The sequence below is a fragment of the Pseudomonas kielensis genome (assembly GCF_014236655.1).
GTDB lineage: Bacteria > Pseudomonadota > Gammaproteobacteria > Pseudomonadales > Pseudomonadaceae > Aquipseudomonas > Aquipseudomonas kielensis.
The window spans coordinates 290,125-304,467 of sequence record NZ_JACMYG010000004.1 but is presented as its reverse complement, the minus strand read 5'-3'; the positions used below and the strand labels follow the sequence as shown (position 1 = coordinate 304,467).

Annotated in this window: 12 protein-coding genes; 7 read left to right on the top strand and 5 right to left on the bottom strand. The window is 62.3% G+C overall.

The genetic code is table 11. The features are described 5' to 3' along the window. Nucleotides 1–218: 218 nt before the first annotated feature. Nucleotides 219–848 carry a response regulator gene (locus H7995_RS06225; protein WP_084318557.1) on the bottom strand — a complete coding sequence of 210 codons (630 nt, stop codon included), beginning with the start codon at nt 846–848 and terminating at the stop codon, nt 219–221. Between the two features lie 17 nt (nt 849–865). Then, entirely contained in the window at nt 866–3,268 is a 2,403-nt protein-coding gene (locus tag H7995_RS06220) for a PAS domain-containing sensor histidine kinase (RefSeq protein ID WP_185818129.1), read from the bottom strand. Nucleotides 3,269–3,342: 74 nt separating this feature from the next. Here H7995_RS06220 and H7995_RS06215 point away from each other — a divergent pair, with 74 nt between their 5' ends. After that, nucleotides 3,343–4,332, top strand: coding sequence for an alpha/beta hydrolase family protein (locus H7995_RS06215; protein ID WP_166591558.1), 990 nt, complete (start codon nt 3,343–3,345; stop codon nt 4,330–4,332). A 16-nt stretch (nt 4,333–4,348) separates the two neighbouring features. Here the strand turns inward: H7995_RS06215 and H7995_RS06210 are convergent, their stop codons facing one another. The 3 genes from H7995_RS06210 to H7995_RS06200 are packed head-to-tail and all read right to left on the bottom strand — an operon-like array spanning nt 4,349 to nt 6,811. Then, nucleotides 4,349–5,116, bottom strand: a complete 768-nt coding sequence (locus tag H7995_RS06210; protein WP_166591559.1) for a TerB family tellurite resistance protein — start codon at nt 5,114–5,116, stop codon at nt 4,349–4,351. Between the two features lies 1 nt (nt 5,117). Next, nucleotides 5,118–5,789, bottom strand: a complete 672-nt coding sequence (gene murU / locus H7995_RS06205) for an N-acetylmuramate alpha-1-phosphate uridylyltransferase MurU (protein WP_185818128.1) — start codon at nt 5,787–5,789, stop codon at nt 5,118–5,120. Continuing rightward, nucleotides 5,786–6,811: an aminoglycoside phosphotransferase family protein gene (locus H7995_RS06200; RefSeq protein WP_182342607.1), complete on the bottom strand. Its 1,026-nt coding sequence runs from the start codon at nt 6,809–6,811 to the stop codon at nt 5,786–5,788. The genes murU and H7995_RS06200 overlap by 4 nt, the downstream gene beginning before the upstream one ends. 130 nt (nt 6,812–6,941) lie before the next feature. On the opposite strand from H7995_RS06200, the gene H7995_RS06195 reads away from it, so the two are divergent. The 6 genes from H7995_RS06195 to H7995_RS06170 all read left to right on the top strand — a co-directional run bounded on the left by H7995_RS06195 (nt 6,942) and on the right by H7995_RS06170 (nt 14,317). Further along, nucleotides 6,942–9,755 carry an LPS-assembly protein LptD gene (locus tag H7995_RS06195; RefSeq protein ID WP_185818127.1) on the top strand — a complete coding sequence of 938 codons (2,814 nt, stop codon included), beginning with the start codon at nt 6,942–6,944 and terminating at the stop codon, nt 9,753–9,755. Next, nucleotides 9,736–11,052, top strand: coding sequence for a peptidylprolyl isomerase SurA (surA, locus tag H7995_RS06190; RefSeq protein WP_166591563.1), 1,317 nt, complete (start codon nt 9,736–9,738; stop codon nt 11,050–11,052). The genes H7995_RS06195 and surA overlap by 20 nt, the downstream gene beginning before the upstream one ends. Then, a complete protein-coding gene (gene pdxA / locus H7995_RS06185; RefSeq protein ID WP_185818126.1) occupies nt 11,049–12,038 on the top strand; it encodes a 4-hydroxythreonine-4-phosphate dehydrogenase PdxA in 990 nt (329 codons plus the stop codon). The genes surA and pdxA overlap by 4 nt, the downstream gene beginning before the upstream one ends. Further along, entirely contained in the window at nt 12,035–12,847 is an 813-nt protein-coding gene (gene rsmA, locus H7995_RS06180; protein ID WP_095170572.1) for a 16S rRNA (adenine(1518)-N(6)/adenine(1519)-N(6))-dimethyltransferase RsmA, read from the top strand. The genes pdxA and rsmA overlap by 4 nt, the downstream gene beginning before the upstream one ends. 208 nt (nt 12,848–13,055) lie before the next feature. Then, nucleotides 13,056–13,436: a Co2+/Mg2+ efflux protein ApaG gene (gene apaG, locus H7995_RS06175; protein ID WP_166591565.1), complete on the top strand. Its 381-nt coding sequence runs from the start codon at nt 13,056–13,058 to the stop codon at nt 13,434–13,436. After that, entirely contained in the window at nt 13,436–14,317 is an 882-nt protein-coding gene (locus H7995_RS06170) for a symmetrical bis(5'-nucleosyl)-tetraphosphatase (RefSeq protein WP_185818125.1), read from the top strand. Before apaG ends, H7995_RS06170 begins: the two co-directional genes overlap by 1 nt. Nucleotides 14,318–14,343: the final 26 nt, after the last annotated feature.

Below are 14,343 nucleotides of genomic sequence, written 5' to 3'. Positions count from 1 at the left end.
AGTGGCTGCAGACAGTCGCGCAAATCGGGGCGCAGGAGAGAATCGCCTCAGCCAGATGGAAGGTTGGGGGTAGGGATTGCCCTACAAGGATGGCGCGTTTGGACAGGTCGGCGGCGAGTTTCCAGCTACAGGCCACAAGAACAGGCCAAAGCGGTTTGCCGGAGTGTCGTAAATGGATATGTGCCGGGTACGTGGCAGGCGGATACCACAGGTACTTTTCAGAGCAGCTTGTGTTCCATGGCGTACTTCACCAACTCCGCCAGGGAAGTGATGTTGAGCTTCTGCATCAGGCGCGCCTTGTGGGTGCTGATGGTCTTGCTGCTCAACGCCAGTTGCTGGGCGATGTCATTGACGTTGGCGCCCTGGGCAAGCCGTTCGAACACCGAGAACTCACGCTCCGAGAGCAGCGAATGCAGGGGGCGCGAATCGGTCAGGCCGACTTCGAAGACCATTCGATCCGCCAGTTCCGGATCGATGTAGCGCCCGCCAGCAGCCACTTTGCGAATCGCCGTCAGCAACAGTGCCGGGTCGCTGTCCTTGGTGGCATAACCGGCGGCCCCGACCTTCAAGGCACGGGCGGCCATTTGCGCCTCGTCGTGCATCGACAGCACCAGAATCGCCGGGGGATTGTTCAACGCGCGAATCCGCGGGATCGCCTCCAGGCCATTCACCCCAGGCATGGAAATGTCCAGCAACACCACCTCACAGGGCACGTGGCGCAGGGTTTCGAGCAACTGCTCGCCATTGCTCGCCTCCCCCACCACCAGCAGATCCTTGGCCAGGCCGATCAATTGCTTGATGCCTTCGCGCACGATGGTGTGGTCTTCGGCTACCAGTACACGGATCACAGACTTCTCCAGAAAAATCAGCTGCACGCTTCATGCAAAGGCACACGAACCTCAAGGGTGGTGCCCTCGCCCGGTTCGCTGTCGAGCAGCAGTGTGCCACCCATGATCAACACTCGCTCGCGCATGCCCACTACCCCAAAGGACGTCGGCCTACCAGTTTGAGCGACAAAACCTACACCGTCGTCGCTGACGGTCAGGCACAACTGCCCGTCTTCCAGCACCAGCGTCAGCTCCACAGTATGCGCCTGGGCGTGGCGCATGACATTGGTCAGTGCCTCCTGGAGGATCCGGAACAGGCCTATGGCCTTGGCATCACTGAGCACCGGTAGGTTGTCGGGCACCTGCACCAGGCAGGGAATCTGGGTGCGCGCCTCGAAACGCCGGGCCTGCCACTCGATGGCCGAGGCGATACCGGCGTCGAGAATCGGTGGGCGCAGCGCCGTGGCCACGTCCCGCACCAGCTGGAACAATTGCGCGATCAGGCGCTTCATGCTGTTGAGCCGATCACTCAGGCCAGGGTCCAGATCGGCGTAGGCCAGCTCACACATCGAGGTTTCCAGCTTGAGCACCGTCAGCATTTGCCCCAACTCATCGTGGACCTCCCGGGCAATCCGCGCCTTTTCCTCTTCGCGCACACTCTCCAGGTGCGCCGACAGCTCACGCAGTTGCTCCCGGGAGCTGGCCAGCTCCAGTTCGATGCGCTTGCTCTCGCTGATGTCCCAGACGATCCCGTCCCAGACAAAGGCGCCATCGTCGAGGCGGCGGGTGATGGCCTTGATCTCGGCCCAGCGCTGCTGACCCTGGCGGGTGAGGATGCGGCCCTGCCACGACCAGTCACTGTCGGTGTCCAGCGCGTGATCCTGGGTGCGGTGATAACTGGCTCTGTCCTGGGGATGCACCACGCTGCGCAGGCCCATGTCGCGATGGCTCAAGGTGGCGGGCGAGTAGCCCACCAGGCTCTCACTGCCTTCGCTGATGTAGGCAAAGTCGATTTGCCCGGTCACCGGCGCCCGTTCAAGACGAAACACCAGGCCCGGGACGTTGGCGGCAATCCCCTGCAGGCGTGCCTCGCTCTCACGCAAGGCCGCCAGGGCCCGCCGGCGCTCGGTGACATCGTTGAGATAGACCACCAGGTATTCGCTGTCGCGAAAACGCAGAAAGCTCAAGGTCACGTCAGCCGGCAAAATGCTGCCATCGGCGCGCAGGCAATTGGTTTCGAAGCTCTGTGGCCCCTCCTCGCTGGCCCGCGCGCGTTTCCACAGGTTCAACCAGCGGTCCATGTGCAAGCTGGGCTCGAAGTCGATCAGCGGTCGGTCGATCACCCCGCCCACGGCATACCCCAGCATGTCTTCGGCCGCCCGGTTGGCGTAGCGCACGTGACTGTCCCAGTTGACCCAGAGGATCCCGACGGTGCTTTGATCGATGGAGAATTGCGTCAGGCGCAACGCTTCTTCGCTGGCCGCGCGCAGGGCAATGTCCTCCCGGGCGGCCAGCAAGCGCTGCTCGAGCAGGTGTTGCTGGCGTCGTTGCCAGATCACAATAGCCATGGCGCTCAGCAGCAACACCCCCAGCAACAGGCAGAGGTTCTGCCAGAACCCCGGGGACTCCGACAAACGTGGGTACTTGGGCTGCAGCCAGCGTGCGTGCAATTGCTCCAGGTCCTTGGCCGGGATCGCGTGCAAGGCACTTTCGACGATGCCGGCCAACTCCGGCCAATCGCGACGGGTAGCCACCCGCAGCAACTGCGGCAGGCCGATATCCCCCACCACGGCCAACCCGGCAAACTCCGGTTCTACGGACAGCCGGCTGAGTTGGGCCTCATCGATGACCGCGTAGCGCGCTTGCTGGGACAGCAGCAGTTGCAGGGCCTGGCGCTCCAGGGGGACGCCCTGCAAATTGAGGTTGGGGTAGTTGCTGCGCAGATAATCGGCAATCGCACTGGGCATCCGCACCGCGACCCGTGACTGATCGTCGAGTTTCTCCAGGTCCACCGCGCCGGCGCCCTTCTGTTGCCCCACCACCAATTGCGGCACACGCATGTAGGGGTCAGTGAATTGCCACAAACGCAGGCCAGCGGGGGTTTGGGTCAGGCCCGGGGCCATGTCGACCTCGCCCTCACGTACCGCCTGCTCCAACTGCGCGACATCGGGAAAATTACGCCAGGTCAGCTCGATCTTCAGGGCGCTGGCCAGCCACTGCATCAATTCGACGTTGGCCCCGGACAGGCGCTGCAGACGCCGGTCGTACTGTGCGTAAGGCGCCTGCAGCACCACACCGACCCGCAACTCGGGGTGACGATCCAGCCATTGCCGTTGCTCGCTGTTCAGTTGCGCCACGCGCGCAGGCGGCGCGCCAGCCGCCCAGGCCATCAAGGGAAGCCAGAAACAGCCGATAAGCAACAGGCAGCAAAGACGTTTCATGGGAACTCTCACACACTGACAAATACTGACCAACCCATTAGGCTGCCGGGAATACTTCTGGCCTGGAATATCCGATGCCCCCTGTCTACCGCCTGGCACTGCCAGCATTGTGCCTGTCGTTGATCTTGCCTGGCGTCTTTTCCGCCCAGGCTGCCGAGCCAACAGAACCTGCTGCCAGCGAACCGTCCGAGCAACGCCAGCCCCTGCCTGAGCGTAGCCAGGAAGAAGCCGCTGCCCTGCAACGCAGCTTGCCCTCTGGCGAACAGCAACAGTTGCCGGCGGGCAGCGAGACGTTCCTGGCCCTGTGGCAACCGGCCAACACCAGCGAGCCCCAAGGCACGGTGATTATCATCCCGGGCACGGGCGAAACCGCTGACTGGCCTCAAGCAATTGCTCCCTTGCGGCAAAAATTGCCCGACGCCGACTGGAGCAGCCTGAGTCTTACCCTGCCGGACCTGCAAAGCAATGCCCCACAGCCGCGCATCCTCGAAAGTGCACCAGCACCGACCAGCAGCGAGCCCCCGAGTAAAGACGCCAGCACCGCAGCCCCTATCGAGCAAGTAGCCGGTGGCGAAGGTGAGGTGGCGGATCAGCCGGTGGCGCAGACCCACGATGAGCAGCTCAAGGCCGATGCCCTGCGCATCTTTTTGCGCATCGACGCCGCCCTGGCCTTTGCCGAGCAACAGAACGCCCGCAGTATCGTCCTGCTCGGCCACGGCACCGGGGCTTACTGGGCCGCCCGTTACCTGAGCGAAAAACAGCCGGCTCAAGTCGCGAAACTGGTGATGGTCGCCGCCCAGGTTCCCGCCTCCAGCACTCCCGGGTTGACGGAACTGACCACCGGCTTGAAATTGCCGACCCTGGATCTGTACTACAACGACAAACCGTTGCTGCAACGCGCGGCCCAGGAACGCCTGCAGGCCAGCAAGCGGTTGAAGGATTCGAGTTTCCGGCAGATTTCCCTGAACGCCCTGCCCGGCAACAACGCCGCCCAACAGGAACAGTTGGTGCGGCGGGTGCGAGGCTGGTTGAGTCCGCAGAACAACGCTGCGCCGTTGCCCTAGGCAGGGCAACGGCGTCCTAGCGAAAGTCGCGCCGCTGACGGATCAACGCATAGGCGCTGTGCAACTCCCGGGTCTTCTCCGTCGCTTCGCGCACCTGGGACGGCGAAGCCCCGCTGCCAGCGATCTTGTCCGGATGATGCCGACTGAGCAGCCTCCGGTAGGCCCGTTTGATCTGGTCCGGCTCGCTGCTCAGCGTCACCCCCAGCAGGCGCATGGCGTGCTGGTAAGCCTCGCCACTGCTGGCCAAGGGTCGCTTGTGCGGTTCGTAATCCTGGGCCAGGGCGTGCACCTGCTCCGGCGTCCAGTCCAGCCATTTGCCCCACTGGGCCAGCAGTTCGCGTTCGGCACGTCCTGCACGCCCGTCTGCCCAGACCATCCGCCAGCACGCCCGCAGTACCCCTTCGGCGGCATGGGGCTGGGCACGCAGACGGCGCAGGTAACCGCGCAACCGATCATGCCCGCTCTTGCCACGATTGAACGCCGCAATGGCACGCTTCTGGGCAAACTCGTTCATCTCCAGTGCGCGCATTTCCTGGCGCGCCTGGTAGATATGACCGTCACCCACCCGGCCATCACTCTTGGCCAGGCGCCCGAGCAGCACGAACAGCAACTCATCGTTGCGCAGCATCGCACGCCCGCCCAGGCGCTCGCGCAGATGCCCCAGGCTTTGCAGTTGCAGGCGCCGATCCAGCGCCTGCCCCAACAATGCACCGAGCATGGCCCCCGGAATGCTGGCGATGGCAAACCCCGCCCCGGCTCCGATCAGAGTCCCTGGCCACAACATCTCAGCGGCTCGCTTGCAGCAAGTGTTCGGCCTCGGCCAGACGCTCATGGGTGCCGACATCCACCCAATGCCCCGGCAGTCGCTCGCCACTCACCTGTCCGTGGGCCATGGCGTTGCGCAACAGCGGCGCCAATTTGAAGGCACCGTCGGTGCAACCGGCGAACAGCTTGGGGTCGAGCACGGCGATGCCGCTGTAGGTCAGGGTCGGCGCATCGGCCTGGCCGTCGAACACCTGTCCTTCGACCAGGGCGAAGTCCCCACCTGGGTGGTGGGCCGGGTTATCGGCCAGCACCAGGTGGGCCAAGCCGGCCAGTGGCCGGCGCAACGCACTGAAGTCGTAATCGGTCCAGATGTCGCCATTGACCACCACAAAGGCACCCTCGCCCAGCAACCCCAGGGCACGGAAGATCCCGCCCCCGGTTTCCAGAGGCTCACCTTCCGGCGAGTACTGAATGCTCAGGCCATAACGCGAACCGTCCCCCAGGTAGTCTTCGATCTGCTGACCCAACCAGGCGTGGTTGATCACCACCTCAGTAAAACCCGCCGCCGCCAAAGCCTTGAGGTGGTACTCGATCAGCGGTACGCCACCGACTGGCACCAGTGGCTTGGGGGTGGTCAGCGTCAAGGGGCGCATGCGCTCACCCTTGCCGGCCGCCAGAATCATTGCCTTCATACACAAGCTCCGGGCGCCGGGCGCAGACTGGCCAGCAACTCAGCCAACTCCGCCAGCTCTGGCCGACGGGCCAATACGGCTTCTATATAAGCAAAGAACCGCGGCACGTCCGTCAGGTAGCGCGGCTTGCCGTCGCGGTGGCAGATACGGGCGAAGATCCCGATTACCTTCAGATGGCGCTGCACACCCATCAGGTCGCTGGCTCGCAGGAACTCCTGGAAATCCGCCTGGACTGGAATCCCGAGTGCGCCGGCCTGTTGCCAGTAACGCTCCAGCCAGTCGAGCACGCGGGCTTCGGGCCAACTGAGGAAGGCGTCCTTGAACAGGCAGGTCACGTCGTAGGTCACCGGGCCGTACACCGCATCCTGGAAATCCAGCACGCCTGGATTCGGCTCGCTGATCATCAGGTTGCGCGGCATATAGTCGCGATGCACCAGCACTTTCGGCTGGGCCAGGGCGCTGTCGATCAACAGGTCGCTGGCACGCTGCCAGAGGGCTTGCTGGTGCGCGTCGAACTCGATCCCCAGTTCGCGCTTCACGTACCACTCAGGGAACAGTTCCAGCTCGCGACGCAACAGGGCCACGTCATAACTGGGCAACGGCGCCACCATCGGCAATTGCTGGAAAGCCAGCAACGCCTGCAGGGCGTCATTGAACAAGCCATCGGCGTTTTCGTCGTTGATTACGTCCAGATAGGTCTGGTTACCCAGGTCATTGAGCAAAAGAAATCCGCGTTCGAGGTCCTCTGCGTAGATTTTCGGCACGTTAATCCCGGATTTCGCCAGCAAAAAGGCGATATCCACAAACGGTTTGCAGTTTTCCTGAGGCGGCGGCGCATCCATGACGACAAAACTTCTGCCATCACCTTCCCAGCGGAAATAACGGCGGAAACTCGCGTCGCTGCTGGCCGCAGTCAACGTGGCCTGGGGCACAGCCCCCCAGCCTTGTGCGGCAAACAGGATGGCCAATTGCTCATCGAGCCAAACTTTCAGGTGTATCAAGCGTACATCTTGATCAGGCATTGCAAGGGTCTCCGACGGCGCTAGCCGTCAAGCGGGTCATGCTTTATTATCCAGCATCTTTTTCAGACCATCGAGAGGCGTGCGGCCCACACCGCGGGCAGATGGCACGCAGGAAGCCCGGACTAATAAGATGGCATTGAAATCCCCCGCGTTTCGTAAAAAATTTCCGTTGTTGGTTACCGGCAGTCTGCTGGCCCTGCAACCTCTAGCCACTTCCTTCGTGGTCGCCGCGGAACAGTATGACTGCTCAGTCTCTGCTTCGGGTGCCTGGGATTGCGCGCCGAAAACCAACGCGGCTCAACTGCCTCCGCGCCCTGTGCATGATGCCAGTGCGGTCAGCTCGGGCAACGGATCGGCAGCAGACACCAACGTTGCCGACGAAACCGCGGACAAACCGGCGCTGGTCACCGAAGCCGAGGGTCGCGGCCTGAAGTCGCGCAGCACCGACTACAGTCACCTCGACTGGGTCCCGCGTGAACAGCTCACCGCTGCCCAACTGGCCGAAACCGGTCCGTACTGCTCCGGCGCCTATGTCGAACCGACCCGTCCTGGCATGAATGACAAGACGAGTAAAAGCGACTCGCCGACCTTCATCGGCGCCAAGGCCTCCCGCTACCAGCAGGAGCAGCAGATTGCCACCCTCGCCGGTGACGTAGTCATGCGCCAAGGCAGCATGCAGGTCGAGGCCGACGAGGCCAGCCTGTACCAGGCCGAGAACCGTGGCGAACTCAACGGCAACGTCCGGGTGCGCGACAACGGCGCGCTGATCGTCGGCGACCACGCTGACGTGCAACTGGACACCGGCGAAGCCAAGGTCGACAACGCCGAATACGTGCTGCACAAGTCCCGTGTGCGTGGTAACGCGCTGTACGCCAAGCGTGCAGAAAACGCGATCATCCGCCTCAAGGACGGTACCTACACCACCTGTGAGCCCAACAGCAACGCCTGGCAGCTCAAGGGCAACAACATCACGCTGAACCCGGCGACCGGCTTCGGTACCGCAACCAACGTGACACTGCGGGTCAAGGACATTCCAGTCCTGTACACGCCGTACATCTACTTCCCGATCGACGACCGCCGCCAGTCCGGCTTCCTGCCGCCGACCATCGGCAGCGGCAGCGATACCGGGATGCTGCTGGTGACGCCGTACTACTTCAACCTGGCGCCGAACTACGATGCCACGTTGTACCCGCGTTACATGAGCAAGCGCGGCATGTTGTTGGAAGGCGAGGCTCGCTACCTGACCAAGTCGAGCGAGGGCCAGTTCGGTGCTGCGTACCTGGACGACCAGGAAGACGAGCGCAAGCAGCAGTCCGACTACGAAAAAACCCGCTACATGTACAACTGGCAGCACAAGGGTGGCCTGGACTCGCGGGTATTCACCGAAGTCGACTACACCAAGATCAGCGATCCGTACTACTTCCAGGATCTGCAGACTGACCAGTTGGGCGTTAAAAGCGTTTCCGATTTCGTCAATCAGCAAGGTGCTGTCAGCTACCGTGGCGACACCTTCACCGCGCGGATCAATGCCCAGGCCTATGAATTGGCGTCGGTGTCCAACCTCACGCCATACGACCGCCTGCCGCAGATCACCTTCAACGGTTTCCTGCCACAGCAACCGGGCGGGCTGAACTTTGCCTACCAGACCGAGCTCGTGCGGTTTGACCGGGACCTGAAAACCGGCGACTTCGTGGATCAGGATGGCAACTCATCCCCACGCCTGGACAACAACATCCAAGGCCTGGCGCGCGCCACAGGTGACCGCCTGAACCTGGCACCTACGGTCAGCTTGCCGCTCGACTGGACGTACGGCTTCGTGAAGCCTGCGCTCAAATACCAATACACCCAGTACCAACTCGACCTGGACAGTATCGGCAAGAGCCAGATCGTGGCTCAGGATCAAGCTGCTGCCGCCGCCGGGACAGACAATGTCAACGGCCATTTCGACAGCAACCAGAGCCGTGGGGTGCCGATCGCCAGCATCGACAGCGGCCTGTACTTCGACCGCAATACCCAATGGTTCGGCAAGAACTATCGCCAGACCCTGGAACCTCGCCTGTTCTACCTCTACGTCCCAGAGAAGAACCAGGAAGATATTCCGGTATTCGACACCAGCGAATACACCTTCAACTACGCCTCGCTGTTCCGCGACAACCGCTTCTCGGGCTCCGACCGCGTGGGTGACGAGAACAAGCTGTCGCTGGGCGTAACCAACCGCTGGATCGAAGACAACGGCTTCGAGCGTCAACGCATCAGCGTCGGCCAGGCCGTGTACTTCAAAGACCGTGAAGTCCAGTTGCCGGGGATTGATGTGAAAGATCGCAAAGATGCTCAGTCGAGCGTTTCACCGTATGCCCTGGAATACGCATACAACTGGAACCGTGACTGGAGCACCACGGCCGACTACAACTGGGACCCGGACAGCCACAGCCCTCGCTCGGGCAGCGCGATGTTCCACTACCAGCCTGAAGACAACCCGAACAAGGTTATCAACGCCGGTTATCGTTATCGCAATGACCAAGTGATCTACAACCAGAACACTGGTAAATGGCAGTTCGGCGGCGACTACGGCACCCCGGGCCAGCCTGGCTACGTCAAGGATTACTACAAGATTCAACAGCACGACTTCTCGGTCATCTGGCCGGTCGTGCCGCAATGGAACGCCATCAGCCGCTGGCAGTACGACTACAACCGCAACCGTACGCTGGAAGCCTTCGGTGGTTTCGAATACGACAACTGCTGCTGGAAACTGCGCCTGATCAACCGTTACTGGGTGTCCTATGACGAATTCAGTCAGGAAGCCCCGCAAAACGAAAAAGGCGACCACGGCATCTTCCTCCAAATCGTTCTGAAAGGTCTCGGTGGCGTAGTTGGCACCAAAGTAGAGAGCTTCCTCGACAAAGGCATCCAAGGTTATCGTGAACGTGAAGACCAAGCTTTCTGATTGTCTGCGCCCGCTGATGCTGGGCGCGCTGTTCCTGAGTACCGCGGCCAGTGCCGCGGTGCAGTCCATCGACAAAGTGGTGGCCATCGTCGACAACGACGTGGTCATGCAGAGCCAACTGGACCAGCGGGTTCACGAAGTCCAGCAAACCATCGCCAAGCGTGGCTCGGCCGTTCCACCGGCCGGCGTGCTGGAACAACAGGTGCTTGAGCGCCTGATCGTCGAAAACCTGCAACTGCAGATCGGCGAGCGTTCCGGCATCCGCATCACCGATGAAGAGCTGAACCAGGCGATCGGCACCATTGCCCAGCGCAACAACATGACCGTGGATCAATTCCGCGCCGCCCTGTCCCGCGATGGCCTGTCTTATGAAGACGCACGCGAGCAGGTACGCCGTGAAATGATCATCAGCCGTGTGCGTCAGCGTCGGGTCGCCGAGCGCATCCAGGTCACCGAGCAGGAAGTGAAGAACTTCCTCGCCTCCGACCTTGGCAAGATGCAGCTGTCGGAAGAACTGCACCTGGCCAACATCCTGATTCCTACCCCGGAAAGCGCCAACTCCGAAGCGATTCAGGGTGCGTACCGTCAGGCGATGGAGGTTTACCAGCAACTCAAGCAGGGCGCTGATTTCACCCAACTGGCGATTGCCAAATCCGGCAGCGACAACGCCCTGGAAGGCGGCGACATGGGCTGGCGCAAGGCCGCTCAACTGCCACCGCCGTTCGACCGTGAACTGAGTGCCATGTCCGTCGGCGACATCACCCAACCTGCACGTACCCCTGGCGGTTTCATCATCCTCAAGCTGCTGGAAAAACGCGGCGGTGGTAATCAGACCCGTGACGAAGTCCACGTTCGTCACATCCTGATCAAGCCGAGCGAGATCCGCAGCGAAGCAGAAACCAAGCGCCTGGCACAGAAACTCTACGAGCGCATCGAATCGGGTGAAGACTTCGCCGAACTGGCGAAGACCTACTCCGAAGACCCAGGCTCCGCCCTCAACGGCGGCGACCTGAACTGGATCGATCCGAACGCGCTGGTACCGGAATTCCGTACCGTGATGAACAACACCCCTCAAGGTCAGTTGTCCAAGCCGTTCAAGAGCCCGTACGGCTGGCACGTCCTGGAAGTCCTTGGCCGTCGCGCCACCGACAGCACCAGCCAGGCTCGCGATCAACAAGCGATGACCGTGTTGCGTAACCGTAAGTACGACGAAGAGCTGCAAACCTGGTTGCGTCAGATCCGTGACGAAGCCTACGTTGAAATCAAGCTCCCTGGCGTCGACCAGGCGTCGAAGTGAAACCCAGACGTTTCGCTCTGACACCCGGCGAACCAGCCGGCATAGGTCCCGACCTGTGCCTGCTGCTCGCCTCGCACGCCCAGCCATACCCCCTGATAGCCATCACCAGCCGCGACCTGCTCCTCGAGCGGGCCGCGCAGCTGGGTGTGGTCGTTGATCTGCTGAGCGTCAGCCCCGGGCACTGGCCGGACGTTCCCGCGCCCGCCAACAGCCTGTACGTCTGGGATACACCGCTCACGGCCCCGGTCGTTGCAGGTCAACTGGACCCGGCCAATGCCGCCTTTGTCTTGCAAACCCTGACCCGCGCGGGCCAGGGCTGCCTGGATGGCGACTTTGCCGGAATGATCACCGCCCCGGTGCACAAGGGCGTGATCAACGAATCCGGGATCGCCTTTTCCGGGCATACCGAGTTCCTGGCCGACCTGACTCACACCCCCCAAGTGGTGATGATGCTTGCCACCCGTGGCTTGCGCGTCGCCCTGGTGACCACTCACCTGCCGCTGCGAGAGATTGCCGACGCAATCACCCCGGAGCGCCTGGAGCGGGTCACGCGGATCCTGCACGCCGACCTGCAACACAAATTCGGCATCGCCCAGCCCCGCATCCTCGTCTGTGGGCTCAACCCCCACGCGGGCGAAGGCGGCCACCTGGGCCATGAAGAAATCGATATCATCGAACCCACCCTTGAGCGTCTGCGCGGCGAAGGCATGGACCTGCGTGGTCCCCTGCCCGCCGACACTCTGTTTACCCCCAAATATCTGGAGCACTGCGATGCAGTGCTGGCGATGTACCACGACCAGGGCCTGCCGGTGTTGAAGTACAAAGGCTTCGGCGCGGCAGTCAACGTGACCCTGGGCTTGCCGATCATCCGCACGTCAGTCGACCACGGCACCGCCCTGGACCTGGCTGGCAGCGGAAAAATCGACACCGGCAGCCTGCAAGTCGCCCTGGAAACCGCCTACCAGATGGCCGAGACCCGTTTATGACCGAGCATTACCAACACCGGGCGCGCAAGCGCTTCGGCCAGAACTTCCTGCACGACGCCGGCGTAATCGACCGCATCCTGCGCTCCATCCACGCCAAGGCCGACGACCGCCTGCTGGAAATCGGCCCGGGCCAGGGCGCCCTGACCGAAGGCCTGCTCAACAGCGGCGCGCAGCTTGATGTCGTGGAACTGGACAAAGACCTGATCCCGATCCTCAACCAGCAGTTCGCCGGCAAGAGCAACTTCAACCTGCACCAGGGCGATGCGCTGAAGTTCGACTTCAACAGCCTGAACGCCGCGCCCAACAGCCTGCGGGTGGTTGGCAACCTGCCATACAACATCTCCACGCCGTTGATTTTCCACCTGCTTAACAACGCCGGGATCATTCGCGACATGCACTTCATGCTGCAAAAAGAAGTGGTCGAGCGTCTGGCGGCGGGTCCTGGTGGCGGCGATTGGGGCCGCCTGTCGATCATGGTCCAGTACCACTGCCGGGTCGAACACCTGTTCAACGTCGGCCCTGGCGCGTTCAACCCGCCACCCAAAGTCGACTCGGCTATCGTGCGCCTGGTGCCCCACGCAGTACTGCCGCACCCGGCCAAAGACCACCGCCTGCTGGAGCGGGTTGTTCGCGAAGCCTTCAACCAGCGTCGCAAGACCCTGCGCAACACCCTCAAGGCCTTGCTCAGCAACGCTGAAATCGAAGCCGCCGGCGTCGATGGCAGCCTGCGCCCGGAACAGCTCGACCTGGCAGCCTTCGTGCGCCTGGCCGATCAGTTGGCAATCCAGCCCGCGCCAGCCGCTGAGTAACTCAGAGCCCCTGTAGGAGCCAGCTTGCTGGCGATGGCGTCGGCAAAGTCGACAGATCCACTCGCTGGCAACCCAGCTCCTACAAGGCAGACCAGATCGTTCTCCTGTCCTCGGCCACAGCATCTCTGGCCTACAGCCTGCCAGTTGGCCTAGACTGATCACCTCTCGCGTTAGGTAATCTGCGCTTTTGCTTTTAAGGCCTTCTTGCATGTCCGATCCTCGTTATCAGGTCGACGTCAGCGTCGTCACTCGCTTTCTGGCAGAACAGTCGCAACCCGAGCAGAACCGTTTCGCCTTCGCCTACACCATCACCGTGCACAACAACGGCTCGCTACCGGCCAAGTTGCTCTCGCGGCACTGGGTGATTACCGATGGCGACGGCCATGTCGAAGAGGTTCGTGGGGCGGGCGTGGTTGGCCTGCAACCGTTGATCGCTGCCGGCCAGAGCCACACCTATAGCAGCGGCACCGTAATGACCACCCGCGTGGGCAACATGCAGGGCAGTTATCAGATGCTCGCCGAAGACGGCAAACACTTCGACGCCATCATCGCACCCTTCCGCCTGGCGGTGCCCGGAGCCCTGCACTGATGGCGACGTATGCCGTCGGTGATCTGCAGGGCTGCCTCGAGCCCCTGCAGTGCCTGCTCAAGCAGGTCGCCTTCGATCCGCAGACCGATCGCCTGTGGCTGGTCGGCGATCTGGTCAACCGTGGCCCGCAGTCGCTGGAGACCTTGCGCTTCCTCTATAGCATCCGCCAGTCGCTGGTCTGTGTGCTGGGCAACCATGACCTGCACCTGCTGGCCGCCGGGAACAATATCGAGCGCCTGAAGAAAGCCGACACCCTGCGCGAAATTCTCGAGGCGCCGGACGGCAAGGAGCTGCTTGAGTGGCTGCGCCAGCAAAAGCTCCTGCACTATGACGAAGTCCGCGACATGGCGCTGGTGCATGCCGGCATCCCGCCACAGTGGTCCTTGCGCAAGGCCCTCAAGTGCGCCGCCGAAGTCGAGGCTGCCCTGCGCGACGACAACCTGCTCGTCCCTTACCTGGATGGCATGTATGGCAACGAGCCGGCCAAATGGGACAGCGACCTCAAAGGCGTGCCCCGCCTACGGGTGATCACCAACTACTTCACCCGCATGCGCTTTTGCACCAGCGAAGGCAAGCTTGACCTCAAGGGCAAGGAAGGCGCCGACACCGCGCCGCCCGGCTACGCCCCCTGGTTCAAGCACAAGGATCGCAAGACGCGCGGCCTGAAGATCATTTTCGGTCACTGGGCCGCACTCGAAGGCCGGTGCGACGAGCCCGGCGTCATCGCCCTCGATACCGGTTGCGTCTGGGGCGGCGCCATGACCCTGCTGAACATCGACACCGGCGTACGCCTGAGCTGCCAGTGCGACGAGCACGGCCATATCGCGCTGCCAGTCGCCCCACCTACCCCCGAACCATTGTCGGCCAGCATCAAGCGCTAGGCTGCGCTATCAGTCTGGCCACAGGA

Coding starts and splice junctions, on each gene's coding strand:
- H7995_RS06170 (WP_185818125.1), top strand. CDS start 13,436: ATGGCGACGTATGCCGTCGGTGATCTGCAGGGCTGCCTCGAGCCCCTG.
- murU (WP_185818128.1), bottom strand. CDS start 5,789: ATGAAGGCAATGATTCTGGCGGCCGGCAAGGGTGAGCGCATGCGCCCC.
- rsmA (WP_095170572.1), top strand. CDS start 12,035: ATGACCGAGCATTACCAACACCGGGCGCGCAAGCGCTTCGGCCAGAAC.
- H7995_RS06200 (WP_182342607.1), bottom strand. CDS start 6,811: ATGCCTGATCAAGATGTACGCTTGATACACCTGAAAGTTTGGCTCGAT.
- H7995_RS06195 (WP_185818127.1), top strand. CDS start 6,942: ATGGCATTGAAATCCCCCGCGTTTCGTAAAAAATTTCCGTTGTTGGTT.
- H7995_RS06210 (WP_166591559.1), bottom strand. CDS start 5,116: ATGTTGTGGCCAGGGACTCTGATCGGAGCCGGGGCGGGGTTTGCCATC.
- H7995_RS06220 (WP_185818129.1), bottom strand. CDS start 3,268: ATGAAACGTCTTTGCTGCCTGTTGCTTATCGGCTGTTTCTGGCTTCCC.
- H7995_RS06215 (WP_166591558.1), top strand. CDS start 3,343: ATGCCCCCTGTCTACCGCCTGGCACTGCCAGCATTGTGCCTGTCGTTG.
- apaG (WP_166591565.1), top strand. CDS start 13,056: ATGTCCGATCCTCGTTATCAGGTCGACGTCAGCGTCGTCACTCGCTTT.